Origin of the sequence: Pantoea sp. JKS000250 (assembly GCF_003201065.1) — a bacterium.
GTDB classification, from domain to species: Bacteria; Pseudomonadota; Gammaproteobacteria; order Enterobacterales; family Enterobacteriaceae; genus Pantoea; species Pantoea vagans.
Genome location: NZ_QICZ01000001.1, coordinates 415,539 through 441,879 on the forward strand (window position 1 = coordinate 415,539; position 26,341 = coordinate 441,879).

The following is a 26,341-nucleotide window of genomic DNA, read 5'->3' on the forward strand; positions in this document are numbered from 1 at the left end:
GTGAAATCGACTCATCATTCCCGGGAGACAATGTGTCAGAAACCTGCCCATGTTGTAGCGGAGAGCAGTATAGCGTATGTTGCGGGCCCTTTCTGCAGGGTAACCAGATTCCTCTTACAGCTGAACAACTTATGCGATCCCGTTATTGCGCCTATGTTCAGCATAATGCGGACTATCTGGTTGAAACCTGGCATCCTGAGAAACGCCATCCGGCGCTGTCGGGGCTTTTATCTGAAAGTTTTCCAGGCACCGAATGGCTTAGCCTGAATGTAACCCGTTGTAATCATGGAAGCCATGAGAACGAAGCTTTCGTTACCTTTTTTGCGCGATACCGCGAGAAAACCAACATTCATACCATTCATGAGTGTTCACGCTTTCTTCGCGAGGATCAACGCTGGTACTATGTTGACGGAACAAAACCGCCCGTGGGGCGTAACGATCCCTGCCCGTGCGGCAGTGGCAAAAAATACAAAAAATGTTGTGGTTAAGCTGACGGCTACCCCAGCGGTTTACACCCTAATGCTTTGACAGGACTCTGATTGAGATGCAAGCGCAAACCATGCAAAGAAAAGTTTTACGAACCATTTGTCCCGATGCAAAAGGTCTGATCGCCAAAATCACCAATATTTGTTACAAGCACGAACTTAATATCGTGCAGAACAATGAGTTTGTTGATCATCGCACCGGGCGTTTTTTCATGCGCACCGAGCTGGAAGGGATTTTTAACGACAATACCCTGCTCGCCGATCTCGACAGCGCCCTGCCGCAGGGTTCCGTGCGGGAACTTCACAGTGCCGGTCGCCGTCGTGTAGTGATTCTGGTGACTAAAGAGGCACATTGCCTGGGCGATCTGTTAATGAAGAGCGCGTTTGGCGGCCTGGATATGGAAATTGCAGCGGTGGTGGGTAACCACGACACCCTGCGTTCACTGGTTGAGCGTTTCGATATTCCGTTTGTGCTGGTGAGTCATGAGGGGCTGACGCGGGAAGAGCACGATAACCGCATGGTAGAAGAGATTGACCGCTATCAGCCCGATTACGTGGTGCTGGCAAAATATATGCGCGTTCTGACGCCCGCTTTCGTGCAGCGTTATCCGAATCAGATTATCAATATTCATCACTCCTTCCTGCCCGCCTTTATCGGAGCCCGCCCTTACCATCAGGCTTATGAGCGTGGCGTGAAAATCATCGGTGCTACCGCGCACTACGTGAATGACAATCTCGATGAAGGTCCAATCATCATGCAGGATGTGATTAACGTCGATCACAGCTACACCGCGGATGAGATGATGCGTGCCGGTCGCGACGTAGAAAAGAATGTCCTGAGCAACGCTCTGTACAAAGTACTGGGACAGCGCGTGTTCGTTTACGGTAACCGTACGATTATTCTTTAATCAGTCAGGGCGCTGAATTGTCTGCAGATTCAGCGCTACGTGTAAAAAGTGGGCAAACAGTTGCGGTTTTGCCAGTGGGCGCTTTACACCCTTATCGCATTTGGTATGATGCGCCCCGCTTTACAGAGACAAAGATTCAGGCCATGGTGGGATTCCCGAGCGGCCAAAGGGAGCAGACTGTAAATCTGCCGTCACAGACTTCGAAGGTTCGAATCCTTCTCCCACCACCATCTGAATCTGAATCATCTTAAGCCACTTCAAATATCCCTGGTGGGATTCCCGAGCGGCCAAAGGGAGCAGACTGTAAATCTGCCGTCACAGACTTCGAAGGTTCGAATCCTTCTCCCACCACCATCTTGCATGTTGCAGACAATCCCAAACTAACTCAAAAGCTTCCTGTTCTGCGGGGAGAGAGATGAGAACCTTCGATCAAGGTTCGTGTCGAGCATCGCGAGACAACGCGCTTCAGCGCGGCCCGGAGGGTGAGGCGCAACGCGCCGAATAATCCTTCTCCCACCACCATCTTGTATATTGCAGATAATCCCAGACTAACTCAAAAGCTACCTGTTCTGCGGGGAGATGGATGAGAACCTTCGATCAAGGTTCGTGTCGAGCATCGCGAGACAACGCGCTTCAGCGCGGCCCGAAGGGTGAGGCGCAACGCGCCGAATAATCCTTCTCCAACCACCATCTTGTATATCGCACACGACTCCCAAAAAATATCTGAGCCCCTTGTTCTGCCTTACACCTCCTCACGTTTCTTACCCGCTTTCGCACAATCTCAGCCTGTTCTGCCATGACTTCTTCAATAAAAATCGCTACCATCTTTGCCCATTACTCGCTGAACAATGGTCGATCTCATGAAATTTGTTTCATTTAACATCAATGGGTTGCGTGCCCGCCCGCATCAGCTTCAGGCGCTTGTCGAACAGCATCAGCCCGATGTGATCGGTCTGCAGGAAACCAAGGTCCACGACGACATGTTTCCGCTGGAGGAGGTGGCAAAGCTTGGCTATCACGTCTTTTATCATGGACAGAAAGGCCACTACGGCGTGGCGTTGCTAACCAAAGCGCAGCCCGTTTCAGTGAGCCGGGGCTTTCCGGGCGATGACGAAGAGTCCCAGCGCCGCCTGATCATGGCGGAAATCCCCAGCCCGATTGGCGACATCACAGTGATCAATGGCTATTTCCCACAGGGCGAGAGTCGCGATCATCCCACCAAGTTCCCGGCTAAAGAGAAGTTCTATCGCGATCTGCAACGCCTGCTGACCGACGATCTGCCTGCCGATAAACCGGTTCTGGTTATGGGCGACATGAATATCAGCAGCACCGATCTGGATATTGGCATTGGTGAGGAGAGCCGCAAGCGCTGGCTGCGCACCGGCAAATGCTCTTTCCTGCCGGAAGAGCGTGAGTGGATGGATCGCCTGCTGGGCTGGGGACTGGTGGATACCTGGCGCGAGCACAACCCGGAGGTGGCGGACCGTTTCTCCTGGTTCGATTATCGTTCGAAAGGGTTTGATGATAATCGTGGCTTACGCATTGATTTAGTGCTGGCAAGTAAAAATCTGGCATCACACTGCGTTGAGAGCGGCATTGATTATGAGATTCGGGGCATGGAGAAGCCGTCTGACCACGCCCCCATCTGGTCAACCTTCCGCTTTTAATTAATGGTCGCGTGGCAGAACGCCACGCGACGGCTATTTCACTATTTTCCAGATCAGATTGTTGGTGCCAAGAGACTGTTCATCACGCGCGCACTGCAGCAGCACACCCTCAGATTTCACTACCGCGCCTTCTGTGTAGTTGCGGTTCTCAAAAATACAGCAGCGGAGACAGTCCTGCTGGCGTCTCTCTGACTGCGTCCAGGCTTCCGGCGGCATATCCACCACCACATCTGTGTTCACACCGTTGCTGCCCTGTTGTGGCATCGACTGATAACGACTGTTGGCCTGCACTGCGCTGGTCACCAGCGTCAGAGCCACGACCAGAAATACCGAATAATGCCTCATTCAGTCTCCTTCACTTTACGCTTGGTTTTGCGCACCGGACGTTTCTGTCCGGTGGACGGTAATCCCCGAAATGCATGCGCCGCAGGCTGCTGCCGCGCCTGCTGGATAAGGCCGGTTAAGGTCTGCACCAGCGGCTGCATAAACTCATCATAGCGGCAGGCCTTTTCGCTGATACGCGTCAGTGTCGATTCCCACTGCGCCGTCATATCCGGGCGCGCTGCCAGATCGGGCAGAGAGTGAATCAGGGCGCGTCCGGCATCCGTGGAATTGATGTAACGGCCCTTCTTCACCAGGAAGCCACGACGAAACAGTAATTCGATAATGCCGGCGCGTGTGGCTTCCGTTCCTAAACCATCGGTCGCACGCAGCACTTTCTTTAATTCTTTATCCTGAACGAAACGGGCGATGCCGGTCATTGCAGAAAGAATTGTCGCATCGGTAAACGGGCGTGGCGGCTGAGTCTGCTTCGCCAGCACCTCGCCACGCTCACATAGCAACGCATCACCCTTCGCTACCACCGGCAGCGGCATGCCGTCGTTCTCTTCATCCCGCTCTTTGCTGCCGAGCAGCGCGCGCCAGCCAGCCTCTGCGAGGAAGCGCGCTTTCGCCACAAACTTTCCGCCCGCAATATCAAGGTCGATGACACATTTACGGAATACCGCATCCGGGCAGAACTGCATCAGATACTGGCGCGCTACCAGCTCATAAATATGCTGTTCGTTTTCACTGAGCTTCACCGCGCTGCTTCGGGCCGTGGGAATAATAGCGTGGTGAGCATCGACTTTTTTATCGTCCCAGCAGCGGTTTCTGCGATCGGCGTTAAAGTCTGCTGGTGGGGTGAGCTGGGGCTGATGCGCCTGTATCGCCTTTAAAACCGCATGACGACCGGCAAAATGCTCTTCCGGCAGATAGCGGCTATCTGAACGCGGATAGGTAATCAGTTTGTGGGTCTCATAGAGCCGCTGACAGGTGTCCAGGACCGTCTGGGCACTCAGTCCGTACCGTTTTGCGGCCTCGATCTGCAGGCTGGACAGGGAGAATGGCAGCGGAGCGACGTCATTTTCGCGCTTATCGCTGTAAGCCGTGACGATGGCGGGCTGACCGGTGATACGCGCCACCACATGATCTGCGAGTGCGCGTTTGAGCAGCCGTCCCTCTTCATCCTGCCACGGCTCACAGGCTTCGCTGGGGATCCAGCTGGCAACAAATCTGGCACCATCAGGCGTGAGGATATGCGCTTTAACTTCGAAGTAGTCTTTCGGCAAGAAGTTTTCGATCTCCTCATCGCGCCGCACTACCAGCCCCAGCACTGGTGTCTGTACCCGGCCTACTGACAGCACACCATCGTAGCCGGCATTGCGTCCCAGCAGCGTCCAGGCGCGGGTCATATTGATGCCGTAGAGCCAGTCAGCCCGGGCGCGGGCCAGCGCAGAAACGCACAGCGGGATAAACTCGCGATTCTCACGCAGGCGATTTACGGCGCGATCCACTGCCTGAGGGTTAAGATCGTTGATCAGACAGCGCTGCACTTTACTGCGTTTTTCAGCGGGCAGGTTCAGGTAATCCAGCACCTCATCCACCAGCAACTGCCCTTCACGGTCCGGGTCACCGGCATGCACCACTTCACTCGCCTGCGCCAGCAGACCTTCAACCACTTTCAGCTGCTTCGCAACCGACGGACGCGGTTTCAGCTGCCATTTTTCCGGAATGATCGGCAGATCGTTCAGCGACCAGCGCGCGTAACGGCTGTCATAACTGTCGGGCTGCGCCTGCTCAAGAAGGTGTCCCACGCACCAGGTGACGATCTGATCGTTGCCGCAGGCAATAAAGCCATCACCGCGGCGATGCGGTTTCGGCAGCACATCTGCGATAGCACGCCCAAGGCTCGGTTTTTCCGCAATAAACAAACGCATTGAATCAGGACATCCTTAACATCAGGGGAACACAGTGATAACCGGTTGTTCGCTGTCGGTTGGAATCTCGCGGGCTATGTTAGCCTGGCAGGGCTTCGGGTGTAAGCATGACGCGCGGTGTTAGCGATCGTTCGTACAGGAACCGTGCAACAGGCAGGGCTGCAAAGCACCCTGCCGGAACCGGACAGGCAGATCAGAAGTAACGGACGAAAGGCGCAGTGTCTGGCGGGAGCACCGTAGTGCTGGATTTCAGTTGCGGGGTGCCCAGGTAGAGGAAGCCGACGATGGCATCCTGCTCGCGGCAGCCAAAACCCTGCCGGACCTGCTCGTCATCGGTCCAGGGACCGCTGCGCCAGATACCATTGTACCCCTGAGCAAGCGCCGCCATCTGCATCGCCATCACTGCACAGCTGGCCGAGGCGATCTGTTCCCAGCGCGGCACTTTGTGGTGCGCTTCGCAATGTGCCAACACTGTAATGATCATCGGTGCGCGAAACGGCGCCTGGCTCGCTTTGTTAATCGCCTTTTCATCCAGTTGATTATCACGTGCCGCCTTCTCCAGTAGCTGACTCATCCGGTCACGCCCTTCATTTTCTACAATGATGAAGCGCCAGGGTTGCAGCGTGCCGTGATCCGGGGCGCGCATGCCCGCCCGCAGGATATTTTCCAGTGCGTCACCCGCCGGTGCCGGCTCAGTCAGGCGTGAAGCCGAACGTCGGTTGACCAGTAACTCCAGTGCGTCCATGTTTCTCTCCCGATCTCTGTAATGTTGCCGTTATCCTGGCACAGGCAGTTTTTTTGTAACAGTGCGCAGTGATTTCCTGCTGACTTTTAACACGCCGCTCTTTAGGATGAGCTCGTCGGGGAAGTCTGGTCCGCGCGGCGGCCACTTCCTGCTACATATTTATGGAGAGTCTGATGCGCACATTGTGGCGAATAATTGCAGGTCTGTTCCGCTGGAGCTGGCGGGTATTGAATTTTATCAGGGAATTCATTCTGAATATTTTCCTGATTTTATTGATTGTGGTGGGTGTGGGGATCTGGCTGCAGGTCAGCGGTTCGGGCGGCAGTTCAGCGCCGATTCAGCAGGGCGCACTGAAAGTCGATCTCAGCGGCGTACTGGTGGATAAACCGTCGGTAAGCAACCGTCTGAATAAAATTGGCCGCCAGCTGCTGGGTGCCAGCAGTGACCGCTTACAGGAAAATTCGCTGTTTGATGTGGTCGATGCCATTCGCCAGGCAAAGGGCGACAGCAATATTAAAGGCATGGTGCTGGATTTACGCGAATTTGCCGGTGGCGATCAGCCTTCGCTGCAATATGTGGGTAAAGCGCTGCGTGAATTCCGCGACAGCGGCAAGCCAATTTATGCTCTGGGCGACAGCTACAGCCAGGCGCAATACTACCTTGCCAGCTACGCCACAAAAATCTATCTGTCGCCGCAGGGCACAGTGGATCTGCATGGCTTCGCCACTAACGGACTCTATTACAAAACCCTGCTGGAGAAGCTGAAAGTCACCTCACACGTCTTCCGTGTCGGGACCTACAAATCAGCGGTCGAGCCGTTCCTGCGTGACGACATGTCACCCGCGGCACGTGACGCTGATAGCCGCTGGGTAGGTCAGCTGTGGCAGAACTACCTGAATACCGTGGCGGCGAATCGCCAGCTGACGCCGGAACAACTCTTCCCGGGCGCAGCAGCGATCATTGCTGGTTTAAACGCGGTTAAAGGCGACACCGCGCAATATGCGCTGGATAACAAGCTGGTCGATGCCCTGGGTTCCCGTGCAGCAGCCGATCAGGAGCTGGTGAAAACCTTTGGTCTGGATAAGCAGAGCAACGATTACCGTAGCGTCAGCATCTATGACTACAGCGTGAAACCGGCCTCCTCGCAGCAGGATGGCAACATTGCGGTCGTCATGGCCAGCGGTGCCATCATGGATGGCGAAGAGACGCCGGGCAACGTCGGTGGCGACACGACAGCCGCTCAGATCCGCGATGCGCGTCTCGATCCAAAAATCAAAGCGATTATTCTGCGGGTGAACAGCCCGGGTGGCAGCGTGACAGCATCGGAAGCAATTCGTGAAGAGCTGGCGGCGGCCCAGGCCGCAGGTAAGCCGATTGTGGTCTCTATGGGCGGCATGGCGGCATCCGGCGGTTACTGGATCTCAACGCCTGCCAGCTACATTGTGGCGAACCCCAGCACGCTGACCGGCTCGATTGGTATCTTCGGCGTGATCAATACGCTGGAGAACAGTCTGGACAGCATTGGCGTGCACACGGATGGCGTCGCGACCTCCCCGCTGGCGGATATCTCCACCACCAAAGCGCTGCCAGCAGAAGTTCAGCAGCTGATGCAGCTGACTATCGAAAATGGTTACCGCAATTTTGTGGGTCTGGTGGCGAAGTCGCGTCATAAAACTCCAGAGCAGATTGATGCGATAGCGCAGGGCCATGTCTGGACCGGCAGCGATGCCAAAGCCAATGGTCTGGTGGATGCGCTGGGTGACTTCGATGATGCCGTGAAGAAGGCGGGCGAGCTGGCGAAAGTCAGTAAACCCATGCTGAGCTGGTATCAGGATGAACCGACCTTCCTGGATATGGTGCTGGGCCAGATGAACGCCTCGGTACAGGCCGTATTGCCGGATACACTGAAAACCTGGCTGCCTGCACCAATGCTGGATGTGATGAGTGCCATGAAAGCCCAGCCGGGTCTGTTCGACAAGCAGAACGATCCTCAGAACCGTTATGCCTTCTGCCTGAACTGCGGCGAAGTGCGATAAACCTCTCAGCCCGGCCGCTGGTCGGGCTGCTTTTCCCCGCTATTCCCCTTATACTGCGCGTTTTATGGCGAGTCTGAGTTCTCTAATGCAAAAGAAAAACATCTACGTAGCCTACACGGGCGGGACAATCGGTATGCAGCGCTCTGCGCAGGGCTATATTCCGGTCTCAGGGCACCTGCAGCAGCAGCTGGCGAATATGCCCGAGTTCCACCGCCCCGAGATGCCTGATTTCACCATTCATGAATATCAGCCGCTGATCGACTCATCCGACATGACCCCGGAAGACTGGCAGTTTATCGCCAACGATATCCGACAAAATTACGATCGCTATGATGGCTTTGTGATTCTGCATGGCACTGACACCATGGCGTTTACCGCTTCCGCGCTCTCGTTCATGCTGGAAAATCTGGCCAAGCCGGTGATCGTGACCGGGTCGCAGATCCCCCTGGCGGAGCTGCGCTCAGATGGTCAGCAGAATCTGTTAAATTCGCTCTATGTGGCGGCTAACTACCCGATTAGCGAAGTGTCTCTGTTTTTCAATAACACACTTTATCGCGGTAACCGTACGACCAAGGCCCATGCCGATGGCTTCAACGCCTTCGCGTCGCCGAACCTCTCTGCACTACTGGAAGCGGGCATTCATATTCGCCGCCTCAATACGCCACCTGCCCCATCCGGTCAGGGCGAACTGAAAGTTCACACCATTACGCCTCAGCCCATTGGTGTGGTCACCATCTACCCTGGAATTTCCGCCGACGTGGTGCGTAACTTCCTGCGTCAGCCGGTGAAGGCGCTGATTCTGCGTTCTTATGGCGTGGGCAATGCCCCGCAGAACAAGGAATTTCTGGCCGAACTTCAGCAGGCCAGCGAACGTGGTATCGTGGTAGTTAACCTGACCCAGTGTATTTCAGGCAAGGTGAATATGGGCGGATACGCCACCGGCAATGCGCTGGAAGAGGCTGGCGTGATTAGCGGATTTGACCTGACGGTAGAAGCCGCGCTGACCAAGCTACACTTTTTACTCAGCCAGGAACTCTCTGCCGATCAAATCCGTGCCAGAATGCAGCAGAATTTGCGCGGCGAACTGACTGAAGACTGAAACGGAGCGACATGTAATGAAGCGGGCACTCATCATTATTGATATTCAGAACGATTTTTGCCCCGGCGGCCCGATGGCAGTCCATGAGGGCGACCACACGGTCGAGGTGGCCAATCGCTATGCGCGGCTGTTCCGTGAAAACGGTGAATGCGTACTGGCACTGCAGGACTGGCACCCGGCCGATCACGGCAGCTTTGCCTCGGTTTCCGGTGAGCCGGTCTACACGCTGGGCGAGTTAAATGGTCTGGCACAAATCTGGTGGCCCGATCACGGCATTCAGGGCTCAGAAGGTGCCGACTTCCATCCCGGTCTGGATCGTTCACTGTTCGATGCGACGTTCCATAAAGGTGAAGATCAGGATGTCGACAGCTACAGCGCCTTTTTTGATAATGGCCACCGTCGTAAAACCGAGCTGGACAGCTGGCTACGTGAGCGTGGCATCACCCATCTGGTGATGCTGGGGCTGGCGACAGATTACTGTGTGAAATATAGCGTGCTGGATGCGCTGGAATTGGGGTATCACGTCGAGGTGGTCAAAGAAGGCTGCCGCGGCGTCAATCTGAATCCTGATGACAGTGAAATCGCCTTTGCTCAGATGACGGCTCAGGGCGCGATTCTGATTTAAAAATGGAGCTGGCATGACGCCAGCTTTTTTTTAGTGCAGGTGAATGCGGGTGACATCCGGGTCAATGCCGAACGCGTCTTTCAGCTCTTTTTTCGACTTCATCACCATCTCGCCGCCCTTAGCGATGGTCATATGCTGCGGCGCATCGTTGTGTCTTGCCTGCCACAGCATAACCAGTTGCAGGCAGTTGTCGCGCTGCTCCTGCGTCAGTGCCACGCCATCCGGCCATTTTCCAATCTCAACTGCTGTTGCCAGTCGTTCGTAGACTTCAGGTGTCATCGACGCAAGCATTGCTTCAAGTTGTTCCTTCATCGCCTTACCCTTTGGTCTGTTCGCCCTGCTCGTCAGTGAAATTCAGCGAGGCGGAGTTAACACAGTAGCGTTCACCGGTCGGTTGCGGACCATCGGGGAAGACATGCCCCAGATGCGCATCGCAACTCCCGCAGCGGATCTCAACACGCTGCATGCCATGAGAGTTGTCTTCGATATAGCGAATCGCATCATCATTCACCGGCTGGTAAAAACTGGGCCAGCCACAGCCTGAATCATATTTGGTCTCTGAGAGGAAAAGTGGCGCCTCACAAACCAGACAGTGATAAATCCCTTCCTGCTTGTTGTGGAGCAACGCGCCGCTGTAAGGCGGTTCCGTTCCGCGATGCTGAGTGACGTAGCGCTGCATTTCAGTCAGCTGCGCAATTTTTGCTTCGGGTGCGGTGTCTTTAGCCATTTTAGGATTCCGGGAAGTGCCATTCTGAAAAATTCGACTATTATTCTAACAAACGATCAACATTACTGGGTCTTTTTTTGTGCTCACCCTTTCATGCCGTTCACTGCAAAGCGTAATTGTGACTTCGATCACCTTTTATCCCGGGCATCCCTATATATTCGGCGATTGATTCGACGAAACGCGATAACATTGGCGGCGCGCAAGCGGTTGCGCATTGAATTATTCCTCTCAGGCGAATTGACCTGTCGCAACAATTGACACGATTCCGCTTGACGCCTGGTAAGGTTTTTGTAATTTTACAGGCAACCTTTTATTCACTAACAAATAGCTGGTGGAATATATGACTATCAAAGTAGGTATCAACGGTTTTGGCCGTATCGGTCGCATCGTTTTCCGTGCTGCTCAGAAACGTTCTGACATCGAAATCGTTGCTATCAACGACCTGCTGGACGCGGATTACATGGCGTACATGCTGAAGTATGACTCTACGCACGGTCGTTTCGACGGCACCGTAGAAGTTCAGGATGGCGCACTGGTCGTTAACGGTAAAAAAATCCGTGTTACTGCTGAGCGTGATCCGGCCAACCTGAAGTGGGATGAAGTGGGCGTTGACGTTGTTGCTGAAGCAACCGGTATCTTCCTGACCGACGAAACCGCGCGTAAACACATCACCGCAGGTGCTAAGAAAGTCGTTCTGACCGGTCCATCTAAAGATGACACCCCTATGTTTGTTCGTGGTGCAAACTTCGACAAATATGATGGCCAGGATATCGTTTCTAACGCTTCCTGTACCACTAACTGCCTGGCACCACTGGCAAAAGTCATCAACGATAAGTTTGGTATCGTTGAAGGTCTGATGACCACCGTTCACGCTACCACTGCGACTCAGAAAACCGTTGATGGCCCGTCTCACAAAGACTGGCGCGGCGGCCGTGGCGCATCGCAGAACATCATTCCTTCATCAACTGGCGCAGCAAAAGCCGTTGGTAAAGTTCTGCCAGAGCTGAACGGCAAACTGACTGGTATGGCATTCCGCGTACCTACCCCTAACGTTTCCGTTGTTGACCTGACCGTGCGTCTGGAAAAAGCGGCTTCTTACAAAGAAATCTGTGCTGCAATCAAAGCGGCTGCAGAAGGTGAGATGAAAGACGTTCTGGGTTACGTTGAAGATGACGTGGTTTCTACCGACTTCAACGGCGAAGTCCTGACTTCAGTATTCGATGCTAAAGCGGGTATCGCGCTGAACGACAACTTTGTGAAACTGGTTTCCTGGTACGACAACGAAACTGGCTACTCAAACAAAGTTCTCGACCTGATTGCGCTGGTTTCTGCTAAATAAGGCAGACAGACATCATTGAGATTAAGGGCGACTTCGGTCGCCCTTTTTTTGATCCGCACAGGAAGGAATCGAACATGCAAGATAAACTGTTTTCTCTGCCCGTGGTTACGCAGATCTCCCCTTACCTTTCGCAGCGTCAGGTTGGCGAATTACCGACGATTGTTGTCAGTCATCCAAAAGTACGGGCAGCGATCACGCTGCAGGGCGCGCACCTGATCGCCTGGCAGCCGAGTGGCGAAAAGCCGGTACTGTGGCTGAGCGACAAGAGTCTGTTTTCACCAGGCAAAGCGATACGTGGCGGCGTCCCAATCTGCTGGCCCTGGTTTGGTCCGGCAGGCGAACCGGCACACGGTTTTGCCCGGATTCAGACATGGAAGCTTACGGCGCATGATGAGAATGAAGATGGCGTAATGCTGACGCTGGTGCTTGAGAGCAACGCTCAGACGCTGAAACTGTGGCCACACGAATTTACCCTGATCGCCCGTTTCCGCCTGGGTCAGCATTGTGAGATTGAACTGGAAGCGCATGGTGACTTTGACGCCACGGCAGCCCTGCATAGCTACTTTACCGTCAGTGACATCAACGGCGTTGAGGTTTCCGGTCTGGGCAACAGCTATATCGACAAAGTAAATAACGGTGAGGTTGCCAGCAGTGATGGCAAACAGCGCTATCCGGGACGCATCGACCGTATCTTCACTGCAGCAGAAGATTGCTCGGTCATCAATGATACAGCCGGTGAGCGACAGATCGAAGTTTACCACCACCATCACAGTGACGTTGTCACCTGGAATCCGGGTGTGGAACTTTCCTGCAGCATGGCGGATATGGCGAATGAAGGTTATAAGACAATGGTCTGTGTAGAGACGGCCCGAATCAGTAAGCCGCTGCGCAGTGCGGGTGAAAAGCCGGCACGCCTGGCTACGACATTCCGTCTTAAGAAGAAAGTCGCAGCCAGCGACAAAACTTAGGGCTAAACGATATCCAGCGGTAATTTATGCTGTGGTGCTGGCCAGGCACGATCGATGAGCTGCAACTCTACATCGGTCAGTTCCACCTCCAGCGCCGCAGCATTTTCCTGAACGTGAACCACAGAACTGGCTTTGGGAATGGCAATGACGCCAGGCTGACGAATCACCCAGGCCAGCAGTAATTGCGCCACGCTGATGCCCTTCTGTTGTGCAATCTGATTCAGCACCACATCAGTAAACAGTGCGTCCCGCAACCGTCCAGCCTGTGCCAGCGGACAATAGGCCATCACCGGCACGCCACGCTGCTGACAGACGGGCAGCAGATCAAATTCAATACCGCGTGAAGCCAGATGGTAGAGCACCTGATTGGTCGCGCACTGATTGCCTCCGGGTTCGTCCCACAGTTCGGCCATATCATCAGTATCAAAATTCGAGACGCCCCAGTGACGAATCTTGCCCTGTTGCTGCAGGCGCTCCATGGCGCGCAGAGTCTCTTCCAGCGGGATATTACCGCGCCAGTGCAGCAGGTAGAGATCAAGGTAATCGGTCTGCAGACGGCGCAGGCTGCGTTCACAGGCTACAATGGCATCTACTTCGCCGGCATTCCACGGATAGACCTTCGACACCAGCAACGCTTTATCGCGACGCCCCAGCAGTGCCTGCCCGACCACCTCTTCAGCGCCGCCCTCTGCATACATTTGGGCGGTATCAATCAGCTGCAATCCACACTCAAGACCTGCCTGTAATGCCGCGACTTCACCGGCCCGCTGCGCCGGGTTTTCGCCCATATACCACGTGCCCTGACCGATTACCGGCAGGTCGCTGAAGCCAGCGAAGTTGATCGTGTTGCGCATTCTGCTCTCCCGCCTCATTCTGAAGCCCCATAAAAGAACAGAGGGCACTCGGTGCCCTCTTTCGGTGCGTTATCAGAAGGTGTAGCTGACACCTGTCCAGATCGTCGTCTGCCCGCTCTTATCAATCATCGGGCTGTCTTTGATTTCGCTGTCGAAGCGGGTGTAACGTCCCACCACGCCAACATTCCACTGCGCTGCAATCTGATAGCTGGCACTCAGCTCAACATAAGGTGACCAGCTGTCGTCCGGATTGTAACGACTGATGCCGGTACGTGCGCTTTCATGCGCGGAAACACCGTAATAATAACGGTTTTGATTGGCGCTATTCCACATGGCACCGATGCCAGGCGTCAGGCTGAAGTCGCCCATCTGGATGGGGTACAGGTAAGTCAGGTCCCAGATTATGCCGTTGCTGTTATTGAGCACGTCGCCCAGCAATGCCGTGCGGACAACCCCCCAGTCGGCGGTGTGGCGATAGGTTGCGCCACCCATCAGCGTCATGCGGCGCTTATCCAGCCCTTTCATATCGCCCAGATCGTTGTCGCTGGGTTTGTACTCCTGCGGTGAGCCCAGCAGCGTCAGCGAGAGCTGATTCTGAGGATCTTTCCACAGGTAGTAACCGCCCTGCAGGCTGCGGAACCAGAAGTCTTCACTCTCATAATTGATGACCGGAACCGGAAGATAACGGTCCTGTCCGCCACGATAAGGTGAGTCGGCATAGATGACCGATGCCCCTACAGAGAGCGGAGCGGCATTGGCGTGCGCCGCCAGTAAATAACAGGGTAAAAGTGCAACAAGCGTCTTAAATTTGAATTGGTTCACAATTTATTCATTCCATAAATATAACAATCAAACAGGAAGTCTAACGTTTTTTTACGGCTGGATTAACTTATATCGAAATCCTTTAAGCAACCAACAGATGAAAGTGGCACCAAAGGTTAAAAACAAGTTAAGTTAAAGCATCACCCATATGAACTCATCTCACAACTGACCCGAATTAGTCTTGATCTCCCCCTCATTCGCCCAAACCCATGGAGGAAATTTCCTAGAAGCCATCTACAGTTAGAATTAACAGCAGAGATTTTGTACGAGCAGAGTAACCACAAAAGTTGTGTATCCCGATAAAAAAGATCAGGTTGGCATAAGGGTTGCTGTACTCAACAGAGAATATCTTCCGGGAGCTGCTACAAGTCTTAAATTACGCTCCTTACCTGTGCTAAAAACGAAAGGACGGGCATCGCTATGAATATATTCGATCACTATCGTCAGCGTTATGAAGCTGCCAAGGACGAAGAGTTCACACTGCAGGAATTTCTTGCCATCTGTAAGCAGGATCGCAGTGCATACGCCAACGCTGCAGAGCGACTGTTAATGGCTATCGGAGAGCCAGTAATGGTCGACACTGCTCAGGAGCCACGCCTTTCCAGAATATTCTCCAACCGTGTGATGGGACGCTATCCGGCGTTCGAGGAGTTTTACGGCATGGAGGAAGCGATTGAACAGATCGTCTCCTATCTGAAACATGCCGCTCAGGGACTTGAGGAGAAGAAACAGATCCTCTATTTACTGGGTCCGGTGGGTGGCGGTAAATCTTCCCTGGCGGAACGGCTTAAGTCGCTGATGCAGCGGGTGCCCATCTATGTGTTGAGCGCTGACGGTGAACGCAGTCCGGTCAACGATCATCCTCTTTGCCTGTTCAATCCGCAGGAAGACGCGCATATTCTTGAAAAAGAGTATGGCGTGCCGCGCCGTTACCTCGGCACTATCATGTCGCCATGGGCTGCGAAACGCCTTCACGACTTTGGTGGCGATATTTCGCGGTTCAAAGTCGTAAAAGTCTGGCCGTCGATTCTGGAACAGCTGGCGATCGCCAAAACCGAGCCGGGTGATGAGAACAACCAGGATATCTCTGCGCTGGTGGGTAAAGTGGACATCCGTAAACTGGAAAACCACGCGCAAAACGATCCTGATGCCTACGGTTACTCTGGCGCACTCTGCCGCGCGAACCAGGGCATCATGGAATTCGTGGAGATGTTTAAAGCGCCGATTAAGGTGCTGCACCCACTCCTGACAGCAACGCAGGAAGGTAACTACAACGGCACCGAGGGGATTTCGGCGCTGCCGTTTAACGGCATTATTCTGGCGCACTCCAACGAATCAGAGTGGGTGACGTTCCGTAACAACAAGAATAATGAGGCGTTCCTTGACCGTGTTTACATCGTCAAGGTGCCCTACTGCCTGCGGGTCTCTGAAGAGATCAAAATCTACGACAAACTGCTTAATCACAGTGAGCTGGCAACCTCGCCCTGCGCTCCGGGCACGCTGGAAACGCTGGCACGCTTCTCTATCCTGTCACGACTCAAGGATCCTGAGAACTCCAGCATCTACTCCAAAATGCGGGTGTACGATGGTGAGAGCCTGAAAGACACCGACCCTAAAGCGAAGTCCTGGCAGGAGTATCACGACTACGCCGGTGTGGATGAAGGCATGAACGGCCTTTCAACCCGCTTTGCCTTTAAAATCCTGTCGCGGGTATTTAACTTCGATCACGCCGAAGTGGCGGCTAACCCGGTGCACCTGTTCTACGTGCTGGAGCAGCAGATTGAGCGCGAGCAGTTCCCGCAGGATCAGGCGGAGAAATACCTTGAGCACCTCAAAGGCTATCTGATTCCTAAATATGCTGAGTTTATCGGCAAAGAGATTCAGACCGCCTATCTGGAATCCTACTCTGAATATGGTCAGAACATTTTTGACCGCTACGTGACCTATGCCGACTTCTGGATTCAGGATCAGGAGTATCGCGATCCCGATACCGGACAGTTGTTTGACCGTGAATCGCTCAACGCGGAACTGGAAAAGATCGAGAAGCCTGCTGGCATCAGTAACCCGAAAGATTTCCGTAACGAGATCGTCAACTTCGTGCTGCGTGCCAGGGCACACAATAACGGCCGCAATCCGAACTGGACCAGTTACGAGAAATTGCGCACCGTGATTGAGAAGAAAATGTTCTCGAATACGGAAGAGTTGCTGCCGGTCATCTCGTTTAATACCAAGACCTCTACCGATGAGCAGAAAAAGCATGATGATTTTGTCGATCGCATGATGGAAAAAGGCTATACCCGCAAACAGGTTCGCCTGCTGTGTGAATGGTATCTGCGTGTGCGTAAATCGTCCTGATAAGAGTCTGTAAGCTTGCCGGTAAGTGATACCGGTCTGACAGGGTCGGGTTCGCCCGGCCTGCTTACAATGTAGTTTGGGGGAATACCATGGCCTATTTCATCGATCGCCGGCTTAACGGCAAAAACAAGAGCGCGGTAAACCGCCAGCGCTTCTTGCGCCGTTATAAGTCGCAAATTAAGCAGTCGATCTCCGAGGCCATCAATAAACGCTCGGTGACCGACGTAAGCAGCGGTGAGTCCGTCTCTATCCCGATTGACGATATCAATGAGCCGATTTTCCATCAGGGGCGCGGCGGCAACCGCCATCGGGTCCATCCAGGCAACGACCATTTTGTGCAGAACGACCGCGTTGAGCGTCCGCAGGGTGGCGGTGGCGGCGGCAGTGGTCAGGGCAATGCCAGTCAGGATGGTGAAGGTCAGGATGAGTTTGTCTTTCAGATATCGAAAGATGAGTATCTTGATTTGCTGTTTGAAGACCTCGCTCTGCCTAACCTGCGTCGCAACCAGCATCGTCAGCTGAATGAGTATAAGACCCACCGGGCCGGTTTCACCTCCAATGGCGTGCCGGCCAATATCAGCGTTGTGCGCTCATTGCAGAACTCGCTGGCGCGTCGTACGGCGATGACAGCAGGTAAACGCCGGATGCTGCATGAACTGGAAGAGACGCTGCAGGAAGTTGAGAACGCTGAACCGGCACAACTGCTGGAGGAGGAGCGGCTGCGCAGAGAGATTGCCGAGTTACGGGCGCGTATTGAACGCGTGCCCTTTATCGACACCTTCGATCTGCGCTACAAAAACTTTGAGAAGCGCCCGGAGCCTTCCAGCCAGGCAGTCATGTTCTGTCTGATGGATGTGTCCGGCTCAATGGATCAGGCGACTAAGGATATGGCCAAACGCTTCTATATCCTGCTCTACCTGTTCCTGAGCCGCACCTACAAGAATGTCGATGTGGTTTATATCCGCCATCATACGCAGGCTAAAGAAGTCGATGAACAGGAGTTCTTCTACTCTCAGGAGACCGGCGGCACCATCGTTTCCAGTGCGCTGAAACTGATGGATGAGGTGGTGAAAGAGCGTTATGACCCGGCGCAATGGAACATCTATGCAGCACAGGCCTCGGATGGGGATAACTGGGCTGACGACTCACCGCTTTGCCATGAAATTCTGGCGAAGCACATTCTGCCGGTCGTGCGTTACTACAGTTATATCGAGATCACCCGCCGGGCGCATCAGACCCTGTGGCGCGAGTATGAGCATCTGCAGGCGACGTTTGATAACTTTGCCATTGAACATATTCGCGAGCCGGAAGATATCTATCCGGTGTTCCGATCGCTGTTCCATAAACAGGCAACGGAAGCCTGATGCACTAAGCCGGCTAATCGCCGGCTTTTTTTATCTGCCGAATAACCTGATAAAACAGTCTGTTTTCTCCCGCTTGCCTGCCAACCCCCTCATTCTTCACATTAATCTGATTCCATATGCTGTTAAGCAATTCGTATAATACGCATTTTCACAATGACAACTCCTTGATAAAACATTATCTTTCAGAGATAGCATGGATATTTGTCATCAGTTGCCGCATCGCACTGCCATATCTCAGGAGACCGGGTTTGAACCACACTATTGTCTACAGTCTGTTTATCATCGGTTCCGTGCTGGTCGCATCAAGTATTCTGCTCAGCTCTTTCTCATCCCGGCTGGGTATTCCTATTCTGGTTATCTTCCTCGCACTGGGCATGCTGACCGGTATTGATGGTATTGGTGGCATCGCCTTTGATAACTATCCGGCAGCCTATCTGATTTCAAACCTGGCGCTGGCGATCATCCTCCTGGATGGCGGCATGCGAACTAAGGCCAGCTCGTTTAAGGTTGCGCTGGGGCCTGCGCTGTCGCTGGCAACCGTCGGGGTAATGATTACCGCGGGCTTAACCGGCGTGGTGGCGGCCTGGTTATTTAACCTCGATATGATGCAGGGCTTCCTGATTGGTGCCATCATCGGCTCTACGGACGCTGCCGCCGTCTTTTCTCTGCTGGGTGACAAAGGCCTGAATGAGCGAGTCAGCTCCACGCTGGAGATTGAGTCGGGCAGCAATGACCCGATGGCGGTGTTTCTGACCATCACCCTGATTGAGATGATCGAGCAGGGCCGCAGCGGCCTTGACTGGATGTTCCTGGTGCATCTGGTGCAGCAGTTTGGTCTGGGTATTGTGTTAGGCCTGGGCGGCGGCTGGGCGCTGCAGCAGCTGATTAACCGCATCAGTCTGGCCCCAGGGCTTTATCCGCTGCTGGCGCTGAGCGGTGGCATTCTGGTGTTCGCCCTGACCACGGTGTTAGAGGGCAGCGGTATCCTTGCGGTCTATCTGTGCGGCTTTTTACTGGGCAACAGCCCGATCCGCAACCGACACGGCATTCTGCAAACCTTTGATGGGATGGCGTGGCTGAGCCAGATTGGCATGTTCATTGTGCTGGGGCTGCTGGTGACGCCGTCTGATTTGTGGCATATCGCGGTGCCGGCGATGATCCTCTCGCTATGGCTGATTCTGGTAGCGCGCCCGTTATCGGTGTTTATTGGGCTGCTGCCGTTCCGCAGCTTCACCACGCGCGAACGTTTTTTTATCAGCTGGGTCGGCTTACGCGGTGCGGTGCCGATTATCCTCGCGGTCTTCCCGATGATGGCCGGATTAGAGAACGCCTCGCTCTATTTTAATATCGCCTTCTTCGTCGTGCTGGTCTCCCTGATGTTGCAGGGCACCTCGCTGGGCTTTGCGGCGAAAAAAGCCAAAGTGGTGGTGCCGCCGACCGCCTCGCCGATCAGCCGTGTCGGCCTGGATATTCATCCGGAAAATCCGTGGGAGCAGTTTGTTTATCAGCTCAGCGCTGACAAGTGGTGCGTGGGTGCCGCACTGCGTGACCTGCAGATGCCGCGCGAGACCCGCATCGCCGCCCTGTTCCGTGACAATGTGCTGATGCACCCCAATGGCGGGACACGGCTTAAAGAGAACGACGTCATCTGCGTGATTGGTCGTGAGCGCGATCTTCCGGCGCTGGGCAAGATGTTCAGCCAGTCACCGCCGGTTTCGCTCGATCAGCGCTTCTTTGGTGACTTTATTCTGGATGCCGAGGCCCGCCTGCGCGACGTTGCGCAGATTTACGGACTCGAGCTGGATGAGAGCACTAACGATCAGCAGTCACTGGGGCAACTGGTGCTGGCAATGCTGGGCGGCTCGCCGGTCGTCGGCGATCAGGTGGAGTGGAATCAGCTGACCTGGACCGTCGCAGAGAAAGAGGATAACCGCATCGTGAAGATTGGTGTCCGTCCGGCTGAAGAGAAGGAATAATCCTAATCATTCAGCCACGTTATTTTCTCTCAGTGCGCTAAGCTTAACTGTCTATGCCAGTTAAAACGGGAGAAATGAATGGGACACGTGGTTAAAATTGGTCGTTATGAGATTGTAGATGCCGATCTTGACAGTGAGAACGCCGACACCGTCAGTATCCCCTGTCACACCAATCCCGGCTTAATTACCCAACTCGATGGCTGGGATCGTGATACCAGCGTACCGGCCTGGATTGACGGGGAGCCAGTGAATCTGCAGATTGGCCACTATGATAAACAGCAGGACCGCTGGATTTTAAAGAAACCTGCCTGAGCCACTATCACTACCGCCAGTCATATGATTTGGCGGTAATTCCTAAAAAGCGTCTTAAACAGTTTGGTTATAACCGACCCCTTCCTTATTTTATTCAATAAAAACCTGCAGTTAGCGATTTAAAACTTTAATCACTTTTGATGTTTTCAGATTTTTTCCGTATTAACTCTGTCAAATAACTCCTGCATACTCATTCTCAATGCTGCAACATTTCGTGAGTACCATCACGCTTTAATCGTTACCTTTTTTGCAGCTGCACTGGCTGTACTGACTGCAACAGACTGAAAATTATTTTTTAATTTTTCAGAGGCCCACTCCTGAGCGCGTATTTGATTCTGATCAGGCCATCTTTTACTTGAGAAAGAGAGCAGGTTTTATGGCAAGTACATTGATAATGAATAGCCCGAGCCGCTCGTGGAGCGGAACGCGTAAAAATATCATCGTGAAATTCGCCCTGAGTTTTTCCGATCTGATTGCACTTAACCTGGCGCTGTTTTTATCTGCCGCGACAATACAGGGTATTTGGGGCGAGCTGGATACCTTTATTCCACCGCATCAGATTGAATATCGTTTTGTGGCGCAGTTTATTATGTCAGTGATGTGTACCGGCTGGTTCTGGGTACGACTGCGCCATTATACCTATCGCAAACCCTTCTGGTTTGAGCTGAAAGAGATCGTTAAAACATTATTTGTTTTCTCGCTGCTCGACCTGGCGCTTATCGCCTTCTCTAAATGGGACTTCTCCCGCATGGTGTGGGTCTTCAGCTGGACCTATGCCCTGCTGCTGCTGCCGCTGATACGCGCTCTGGTTAAACGTGCCATTAACAAGGCGGGCCAGTGGCAGAAAGAGACCATCATTATCGGTTCCGGCCGCAACGCCACTGAAGCGTATGCGGCGCTGCAGAGTGAAGAGATCCTGGGCTACAACGTGCAGGCCTTTATCTCGGTGGATGATGTTCCGGCTCAGCAGAGCGTGAATGGTGTGCCAGTGATCACCTGGAAAGATATTAACTGGCAGACCATTGACCGTGACAACGTGCAGTTTATTGTTGCTATGGAATATGAGCAGCAGCCGATGCGCGATCGCTGGCTGAAGTTCCTGTCGAAGATGAACTGCCGGTCAGTTTCGGTGATCCCGACGCTGCGCGGCGTGCCACTTTACGGCACGGACATGTCTTTCATCTTCAGTCATGAAGTGATGATCCTGCGCGTCAGTAATAACCTGGCGAAACACTCTTCCCGCTTCATGAAGCGTGCCTTTGATATTGTCGTCGCGTCGATGCTGCTGCTGTTCCTTGGCCCAATCTTCGCCCTGCTCTGCTATATGGTGAAGCGTGACGGCGGGAATGCAATTTATGGTCACGAGCGTGTGGGCCAGAATGGCAAAAAATTCAAATGTCTGAAATTTCGTTCCATGGTGACCAATTCCAAAGAGGTGCTGGAGAAATTGCTGGCGACCAGTGAAGAGGCCCGGATGGAGTGGGACAAAGATTTCAAACTGAAGAATGACCCGCGCGTGACCCGGATTGGCAGCTTCCTGCGTAAAACCAGCCTCGACGAATTGCCGCAGCTGTGGAACGTGATTCGTGGTGAGATGAGTCTGGTCGGCCCGCGTCCGGTCATCGAAGCTGAACTGGAGCGTTATGCCGGTGACGTCGACTACTACCTGATGGCCAAGCCAGGCATGACCGGCCTCTGGCAGGTCAGCGGACGTAACGATATCGACTATGATACCCGCGTCTATTTTGACTCCTGGTATGTTAAAAACTGGGCGCTCTGGACCGATATCGCGATCCTGTTCAAAACCGCAGGCGTGGTGCTACGCCGCGACGGTGCTTACTAAGAAAGACCCTGCGATGCCTGTTTACAGCAGGCATCGCACTTTCCGCACGACTTCCTCTATCTTTTTTGCCTCTGAATCATTACCCTCTGCGCTCGTTTTTTAACAGAACGTTTACCCTCTGGTTGTTATGCAAAAATTTACTCTGCTGTTATTAAGCCTGGTGCTGCTGGCACCTTTAGGCATCGATCTCTATTTGCCCACGCTGCCGCAAATCGCAGAAGGGCTGGATACGCCGGTCTCACTGGTACAGACCACCATTCCCCTGTTTCTGCTGGTGATGGGACTGGGACAACTGGTGACCGGTCCGCTGGTGGACAACTATGGCCGTAAGCCGATTGCCCTGCTGGGGCTGGGGCTCTACATCACCGGCAGCGCCATCGCCGCTACCGCGACCTCATTTCCGCTGTTCGTCGTGGCCCGTCTGGTGCAGGGCTGTGGCGTCTGCTGCAGCGCGGTAGTCGCCTTTAGCGGCGTGCGTGACCGACTCAGCGGTGATGATGCCGCCCGCGCCTATGGCTTCCTGAACGGCGCACTGAACATCGTCCCGGCTCTGGCCCCGCTGCTGGGCGGACTGCTGGCCAGCGCCTTCGACTGGCGCGCGCCATTCTGGTTCCTCTGCGCCTACGGCGTGCTGATTACGCTGCTGGTGATTATCTGGCTGCCGGAAACACGTCCGGCGGATACGCTGCGGGTGAAAGGCTTGCCGATTAAGCAGTACGCTGAAATCCTGCGCCAGCCGCGCTTCCTGGCCTTCGCCTTTGCCAATGCCGGTGCGCTGGGTATGGTGCTGACCTATGTGTCGCTGGCACCGCAGGTGTTAATGACCGAAGGCGGGCTGACGCCGATCCAATTCTCCTTTGCGTTTGGCGCTAACGGTTTCTGGATCATGTTTGTCAGCATGTTCGTGAATAAAGCGATTCGTAAAGCGGGTCGACCATTCTGTCTGGCGATGGGATTCTTCACCATGCTGCTGGGCGCGGTGCTGCTGGTGGCAGGGATGCAGATTTTCCCGGCGGAGATGCAGACGCACTGGGCGCTCTACATGTTCCCGGTCGCCGTGTCGGTGGCAGGACTGGCCTTTACGGTGGGGCCGGCCACCAGCTATGCGCTGGAGCCCTATCAGCAACAGGCGGGCGTGGCGTCCGCCCTGCAGGGCTTTATTCAGATGGCCGGTGGTGCGGCAGGCAGCCTGGTGATCGTCGCGCTGCCGGTGGCGGAGAAGCTGTCGCTGAGTCTGATGATGCTGCTGGGTGCAGCGCTGGCCTTTATCGCCTGGCGCTGCAGCAGAAAGATGCGCGGTAGCCTGACCGCGCTTAAATAACCGTGACCGGGACGCGGGGTGCCAGCGCGCACATCAGCTCGTACCCTACCGTTCCGGCCGCTTTTGCCACCTGATCGATTTTCACCTGCTCCCCCCACAGCTCAACAGATGAGCCGATGCCCGCCTGCGGACAGGGGGTTAAATCCACCGTAATCATATCCATTGAAACCGCGCCAACCACCTGTGTCATCACGCCATCGACGCAGACCGGCGTGCCGGTCGGGGCATGGCGCGGATAGCCATCGGCGTACCCACAGGCTACGACGCCAATCCGCTGCGCTGTGCTGGCGTGATAACGGTAGCCGTAACCGACGCCATCGCCCGCCTGTAACTGCTGAACCGCAATAATCTCACTGCTCAGGGTCATCACTGGCTTCAGGCCGCTGCCGGCAATGTCCTGCCAGTCACCGCTGGGCGACGCGCCGTACAGAATAATACCGGGCCGGACCCAGTCAAAATGCGCTTCAGGATGCCATAAGGTGCAGGCGGAATTCGAAAGCGACCGTGGGCAGTTCAGCCCCTCTGCCGCCTGCTCAACACGCTGCAGCGGTGCAATCAGGCCCTGCGGATTTTCGGCATCGGCAAAATGGGCCATCAGCGTCATCTCACCGACATTGCTCAGCGCCCGCAATTTCTGCCAGGCGCCAGAAACCTGCTCCGGGCGAAAGCCCAGCCGGTTCATGCCGCTGTTCATTTTGAGATAGATATCAACCGGCGCAGAGAGGCTGGCACTGGCCAGCGCCTTGATTTGCCAGTTACTGTGTACGCTGGTGGTCAGGCGATAGCGGTCAATCAGCTGAAGATCCTCTGGCTGGAAAAAGCCCTCCAGCAGCAGAATCGGTTTTTTCCAGCCCTGCTCACGCAGCAGAATGGCTTCTTCCATATTAAGCAGCGCAAAGCCGTCGGTGGCAGATAACGCTTCGCGTACGCGCTCAATGCCATGACCATAAGCATTGGCTTTCACCACTGACCAGACGCGGGATGCGGGCGCCGCCTGGCGAACAACAGTCAGGTTATGACGAAGCGCCTGCTGGTTAATGGTAGCGACAATCGGACGTGACATCCTTTCTCTCCCTGAATACTTAACGAGTTGCGTTGGCGTTACGCAGCGGCGATGAGGTCGCCGCGAAACCGGGTAAGTAGCGGAACACCGCTAAGTCATCCGCCGCAATGGCTGGCTTTTTACCGGAGATGAGATCGGCCAGCAACTGACCAGAACCACACGCCATCGTCCAGCCCAGCGTACCGTGACCGGTATTGAGATAAAGATTGGAGAGTGGCGTGGCACCGACAATCGGCGTACCGTCCGGCGTCATCGGACGCAGACCGGTCCAGAAACTCGCCTGCGCGAGATGACCGCCTTCAGGATAGAGATCACTGACCACCATCTCCAGCGTTTCCCGCCGCGCTTCGGTGAGTCTGGTGTTAAAACCAACAATTTCCGCCATCCCGCCGACGCGGATACGATCGTCAAACCGGGTCACCGCCACTTTGTAGGTCTCATCCAGAATCGTCGAAACCGGTGCAGCCTCAGGATTTTTAATCGGAATAGTGAGTGAGTAGCCTTTCAGCGGATAGACCGGAATATCAATGACGTTTTTCAGCAGTGCGGTCGAGTAGGAACCAAAGGCCACTACATAGCTGTCTGCCTTGATGATCTCCTCGCCGCACTTCACACCATAAATGCGATTGCCATCGCGCAGCAGGTGATCGACCGGGGTGTTAAAGCGGAAAACCACGCCCGCCTCTTCGGCCATTTTTGCCAGCCGCTGCGTAAAGAGCTGGCAGTCACCGGTTTCATCGTTAGGCAGGCGCAGTCCGCCAGTGAGTTTATGCTGGGTTGCCGCCAACGCTGGTTCCACGCGAGACAGCTCATGCGCCTCCAGCAGCTCATAGGGCACGCCCGCGTCGCGCAGTACCGCAATATCTTTACTGGCGCTGTCGAACTGCTGCTGCGTGCGGAAAAGCTGCAATGTGCCGCCCTGACGACCCTCATAGGCGATGCCGGTCTCAGCGCGCAACGCTTTCAGACAGTCACGACTGTATTCGGCAATCCGCACCATGCGGCTTTTGTTCTGCTGATAGTGGTTGATGTCGCAGTTGCGCAGCATGTGCCACATCCACTCCAGCTGGAAACTGCTGCCATCCAGCCGGATAGCCAGCGGCGCGTGGCGCTGGAACATCCACTTCACCGCTTTCAGCGGCACGCCAGGCGCCGCCCAGGGTGCGGCATACCCCGGTGAGATTTGACCCGCATTGCCTGCGCTGGTCTCCATCGCGGCTGCGGGCTGACGATCGATGACGGTAACCTGATGTCCGGCACGCGCCAGATACCAGGCGCTTGCCACGCCAACCACACCACTTCCAAGAATGACTACGTGCATAGCTCCCCCACCCGACATATAAAAGCATAATTCACTGTTCAGCAGATGATAGTCAGCGGATTTACACAGCGGACACCACCCCATAAATTCAGCATCTATTTCACATCTTTTTCACTTTTCAGGTAACTAAAATCTTGTCGCACGGCCAATTTCAGCGCTTTATGCGCCTTAATCCATAAACACAGAAATAAATGACAACGAAAGCAGTTAAATCTGCGCATGGCAGGAGAATCATTCAACCCCATACATTCTG

The 26,341-nt window shown here is 54.4% G+C and carries 23 protein-coding genes, 2 tRNA genes and 2 other RNA genes; 18 read left to right on the plus strand and 9 right to left on the minus strand.

Annotation, left to right across the window (positions count from 1 at the left end; all coding sequences use genetic code 11):
- Positions 1–32: 32 nt before the first annotated feature.
- The 7 genes from BY447_RS02100 (at position 33) to xthA (ending at position 3,060) form a co-directional block, all read left to right on the plus strand.
- On the plus strand, positions 33–488 hold the full coding sequence (locus tag BY447_RS02100) for a YchJ family protein (protein ID WP_110330368.1): 456 nt from the start codon (positions 33–35) through the stop codon (positions 486–488).
- 56 nt (positions 489–544) lie between these two features.
- On the plus strand, positions 545–1,393 hold the full coding sequence (gene purU / locus BY447_RS02105) for a formyltetrahydrofolate deformylase (protein ID WP_003852258.1): 849 nt from the start codon (positions 545–547) through the stop codon (positions 1,391–1,393).
- Positions 1,394–1,538: 145 nt separating this feature from the next.
- Positions 1,539–1,623, plus strand: a tRNA-Tyr gene (locus BY447_RS02110).
- A gap of 39 nt (positions 1,624–1,662) precedes the next feature.
- Positions 1,663–1,747 (plus strand) — tRNA-Tyr (locus BY447_RS02115).
- 40 nt (positions 1,748–1,787) lie between these two features.
- A non-coding RNA gene (locus BY447_RS02120) (RtT sRNA) lies at positions 1,788–1,915 on the plus strand.
- A 40-nt stretch (positions 1,916–1,955) separates the two neighbouring features.
- Positions 1,956–2,083: non-coding RNA, RtT sRNA (locus BY447_RS02125), on the plus strand.
- Positions 2,084–2,253: 170 nt separating this feature from the next.
- Positions 2,254–3,060: an exodeoxyribonuclease III gene (gene xthA / locus BY447_RS02130; RefSeq protein ID WP_033783267.1), complete on the plus strand. Its 807-nt coding sequence runs from the start codon at positions 2,254–2,256 to the stop codon at positions 3,058–3,060.
- Positions 3,061–3,093: 33 nt separating this feature from the next.
- On the opposite strand, the gene BY447_RS02135 is transcribed toward xthA, so the two are convergent.
- The 3 genes from BY447_RS02135 to BY447_RS02145 all read right to left on the minus strand — a co-directional run bounded on the left by BY447_RS02135 (position 3,094) and on the right by BY447_RS02145 (position 6,063).
- Positions 3,094–3,405, minus strand: coding sequence for a YnjH family protein (locus BY447_RS02135; protein ID WP_003852760.1), 312 nt, complete (start codon positions 3,403–3,405; stop codon positions 3,094–3,096).
- Complete coding sequence (locus tag BY447_RS02140; protein ID WP_110330369.1) at positions 3,402–5,318, minus strand: DNA topoisomerase III; 1,917 nt, start codon at positions 5,316–5,318, stop codon at positions 3,402–3,404. The genes BY447_RS02135 and BY447_RS02140 overlap by 4 nt, the downstream gene beginning before the upstream one ends.
- 193 nt (positions 5,319–5,511) lie before the next feature.
- Positions 5,512–6,063, minus strand: coding sequence for an NAD(P)H nitroreductase (locus tag BY447_RS02145; protein ID WP_110330370.1), 552 nt, complete (start codon positions 6,061–6,063; stop codon positions 5,512–5,514).
- Positions 6,064–6,236: 173 nt separating this feature from the next.
- Here BY447_RS02145 and sppA point away from each other — a divergent pair, with 173 nt between their 5' ends.
- The 3 genes from sppA to pncA all read left to right on the plus strand — a co-directional run bounded on the left by sppA (position 6,237) and on the right by pncA (position 9,823).
- Positions 6,237–8,099 carry a signal peptide peptidase SppA gene (gene sppA / locus BY447_RS02150; RefSeq protein ID WP_110330371.1) on the plus strand — a complete coding sequence of 621 codons (1,863 nt, stop codon included), beginning with the start codon at positions 6,237–6,239 and terminating at the stop codon, positions 8,097–8,099.
- 85 nt (positions 8,100–8,184) lie between these two features.
- Positions 8,185–9,198 (plus strand): asparaginase, encoded by a 1,014-nt coding sequence (gene ansA / locus BY447_RS02155; protein WP_033783270.1) that lies wholly within the window; start codon positions 8,185–8,187, stop codon positions 9,196–9,198.
- Positions 9,199–9,214: 16 nt separating this feature from the next.
- A complete protein-coding gene (gene pncA, locus BY447_RS02160) occupies positions 9,215–9,823 on the plus strand; it encodes a bifunctional nicotinamidase/pyrazinamidase (RefSeq protein WP_110330372.1) in 609 nt (202 codons plus the stop codon).
- A 30-nt stretch (positions 9,824–9,853) separates the two neighbouring features.
- On the opposite strand, the gene BY447_RS02165 is transcribed toward pncA, so the two are convergent.
- A complete protein-coding gene (locus BY447_RS02165; RefSeq protein WP_110330373.1) occupies positions 9,854–10,135 on the minus strand; it encodes a YeaC family protein in 282 nt (93 codons plus the stop codon).
- Positions 10,136–10,139: 4 nt separating this feature from the next.
- On the minus strand, positions 10,140–10,550 hold the full coding sequence (gene msrB, locus BY447_RS02170; RefSeq protein ID WP_013358062.1) for a peptide-methionine (R)-S-oxide reductase MsrB: 411 nt from the start codon (positions 10,548–10,550) through the stop codon (positions 10,140–10,142).
- Between the two features lie 340 nt (positions 10,551–10,890).
- Between msrB and gapA the strand changes: the two genes are divergently transcribed.
- Both gapA and BY447_RS02180 read left to right on the plus strand, forming a co-directional pair.
- Positions 10,891–11,889, plus strand: a complete 999-nt coding sequence (gene gapA / locus BY447_RS02175) for a glyceraldehyde-3-phosphate dehydrogenase (protein ID WP_013358063.1) — start codon at positions 10,891–10,893, stop codon at positions 11,887–11,889.
- A gap of 74 nt (positions 11,890–11,963) precedes the next feature.
- A complete protein-coding gene (locus BY447_RS02180; protein WP_110330374.1) occupies positions 11,964–12,857 on the plus strand; it encodes a D-hexose-6-phosphate mutarotase in 894 nt (297 codons plus the stop codon).
- A 2-nt stretch (positions 12,858–12,859) separates the two neighbouring features.
- Here BY447_RS02180 and BY447_RS02185 read toward each other — a convergent pair whose 3' ends face one another.
- Entirely contained in the window at positions 12,860–13,711 is an 852-nt protein-coding gene (locus BY447_RS02185; protein WP_110330375.1) for an aldo/keto reductase, read from the minus strand.
- Between the two features lie 72 nt (positions 13,712–13,783).
- A complete protein-coding gene (locus BY447_RS02190; protein WP_110330376.1) occupies positions 13,784–14,533 on the minus strand; it encodes a MipA/OmpV family protein in 750 nt (249 codons plus the stop codon).
- A gap of 420 nt (positions 14,534–14,953) precedes the next feature.
- On the opposite strand from BY447_RS02190, the gene yeaG reads away from it, so the two are divergent.
- The 6 genes from yeaG (at position 14,954) to BY447_RS02220 (ending at position 23,704) form a co-directional block, all read left to right on the plus strand.
- A complete protein-coding gene (gene yeaG / locus BY447_RS02195) occupies positions 14,954–16,888 on the plus strand; it encodes a protein kinase YeaG (RefSeq protein ID WP_003852739.1) in 1,935 nt (644 codons plus the stop codon).
- Positions 16,889–16,977: 89 nt separating this feature from the next.
- The gene (locus BY447_RS02200; protein WP_110330377.1) at positions 16,978–18,252 is read left to right on the plus strand and encodes a YeaH/YhbH family protein; all 1,275 of its coding nucleotides are present in this window, start codon (positions 16,978–16,980) and stop codon (positions 18,250–18,252) included.
- 248 nt (positions 18,253–18,500) lie between these two features.
- A complete protein-coding gene (locus BY447_RS02205; RefSeq protein ID WP_033783277.1) occupies positions 18,501–20,228 on the plus strand; it encodes a potassium/proton antiporter in 1,728 nt (575 codons plus the stop codon).
- Between the two features lie 78 nt (positions 20,229–20,306).
- The gene (locus BY447_RS02210) at positions 20,307–20,540 is read left to right on the plus strand and encodes a DUF1480 family protein (RefSeq protein WP_013358069.1); all 234 of its coding nucleotides are present in this window, start codon (positions 20,307–20,309) and stop codon (positions 20,538–20,540) included.
- Positions 20,541–20,916: 376 nt separating this feature from the next.
- Positions 20,917–22,383 (plus strand): undecaprenyl-phosphate galactose phosphotransferase WbaP, encoded by a 1,467-nt coding sequence (gene wbaP / locus BY447_RS02215; RefSeq protein WP_110330378.1) that lies wholly within the window; start codon positions 20,917–20,919, stop codon positions 22,381–22,383.
- Between the two features lie 127 nt (positions 22,384–22,510).
- The gene (locus tag BY447_RS02220) at positions 22,511–23,704 is read left to right on the plus strand and encodes a multidrug effflux MFS transporter (protein WP_110330379.1); all 1,194 of its coding nucleotides are present in this window, start codon (positions 22,511–22,513) and stop codon (positions 23,702–23,704) included.
- Here BY447_RS02220 and dadX read toward each other — a convergent pair.
- Positions 23,697–24,767, minus strand: coding sequence for a catabolic alanine racemase DadX (gene dadX, locus BY447_RS02225; RefSeq protein WP_110330380.1), 1,071 nt, complete (start codon positions 24,765–24,767; stop codon positions 23,697–23,699). The two genes, BY447_RS02220 and dadX, sit on opposite strands and share 8 nt — an antisense overlap.
- A gap of 19 nt (positions 24,768–24,786) precedes the next feature.
- The gene (locus tag BY447_RS02230) at positions 24,787–26,088 is read right to left on the minus strand and encodes a D-amino acid dehydrogenase (RefSeq protein WP_013358073.1); all 1,302 of its coding nucleotides are present in this window, start codon (positions 26,086–26,088) and stop codon (positions 24,787–24,789) included.
- Positions 26,089–26,341 lie beyond the last annotated feature (253 nt).

Bases quoted from the DNA above. Each gene is read 5' to 3' on its own strand.
- purU (WP_003852258.1), top strand. From the start codon at position 545: ATGCAAGCGCAAACCATGCAAAGAAAAGTTTTACGAACCATTTGTCCC.
- xthA (WP_033783267.1), top strand. From the start codon at position 2,254: ATGAAATTTGTTTCATTTAACATCAATGGGTTGCGTGCCCGCCCGCAT.
- BY447_RS02135 (WP_003852760.1), bottom strand. From the start codon at position 3,405: ATGAGGCATTATTCGGTATTTCTGGTCGTGGCTCTGACGCTGGTGACC.
- BY447_RS02140 (WP_110330369.1), bottom strand. From the start codon at position 5,318: ATGCGTTTGTTTATTGCGGAAAAACCGAGCCTTGGGCGTGCTATCGCA.
- BY447_RS02145 (WP_110330370.1), bottom strand. From the start codon at position 6,063: ATGGACGCACTGGAGTTACTGGTCAACCGACGTTCGGCTTCACGCCTG.
- sppA (WP_110330371.1), top strand. From the start codon at position 6,237: ATGCGCACATTGTGGCGAATAATTGCAGGTCTGTTCCGCTGGAGCTGG.
- ansA (WP_033783270.1), top strand. From the start codon at position 8,185: ATGCAAAAGAAAAACATCTACGTAGCCTACACGGGCGGGACAATCGGT.
- pncA (WP_110330372.1), top strand. From the start codon at position 9,215: ATGAAGCGGGCACTCATCATTATTGATATTCAGAACGATTTTTGCCCC.
- BY447_RS02165 (WP_110330373.1), bottom strand. From the start codon at position 10,135: ATGAAGGAACAACTTGAAGCAATGCTTGCGTCGATGACACCTGAAGTC.
- msrB (WP_013358062.1), bottom strand. From the start codon at position 10,550: ATGGCTAAAGACACCGCACCCGAAGCAAAAATTGCGCAGCTGACTGAA.
- gapA (WP_013358063.1), top strand. From the start codon at position 10,891: ATGACTATCAAAGTAGGTATCAACGGTTTTGGCCGTATCGGTCGCATC.
- BY447_RS02180 (WP_110330374.1), top strand. From the start codon at position 11,964: ATGCAAGATAAACTGTTTTCTCTGCCCGTGGTTACGCAGATCTCCCCT.
- BY447_RS02185 (WP_110330375.1), bottom strand. From the start codon at position 13,711: ATGCGCAACACGATCAACTTCGCTGGCTTCAGCGACCTGCCGGTAATC.
- yeaG (WP_003852739.1), top strand. From the start codon at position 14,954: ATGAATATATTCGATCACTATCGTCAGCGTTATGAAGCTGCCAAGGAC.
- BY447_RS02200 (WP_110330377.1), top strand. From the start codon at position 16,978: ATGGCCTATTTCATCGATCGCCGGCTTAACGGCAAAAACAAGAGCGCG.
- BY447_RS02210 (WP_013358069.1), top strand. From the start codon at position 20,307: ATGGGACACGTGGTTAAAATTGGTCGTTATGAGATTGTAGATGCCGAT.
- wbaP (WP_110330378.1), top strand. From the start codon at position 20,917: ATGGCAAGTACATTGATAATGAATAGCCCGAGCCGCTCGTGGAGCGGA.
- BY447_RS02220 (WP_110330379.1), top strand. From the start codon at position 22,511: ATGCAAAAATTTACTCTGCTGTTATTAAGCCTGGTGCTGCTGGCACCT.
- dadX (WP_110330380.1), bottom strand. From the start codon at position 24,767: ATGTCACGTCCGATTGTCGCTACCATTAACCAGCAGGCGCTTCGTCAT.
- BY447_RS02230 (WP_013358073.1), bottom strand. From the start codon at position 26,088: ATGCACGTAGTCATTCTTGGAAGTGGTGTGGTTGGCGTGGCAAGCGCC.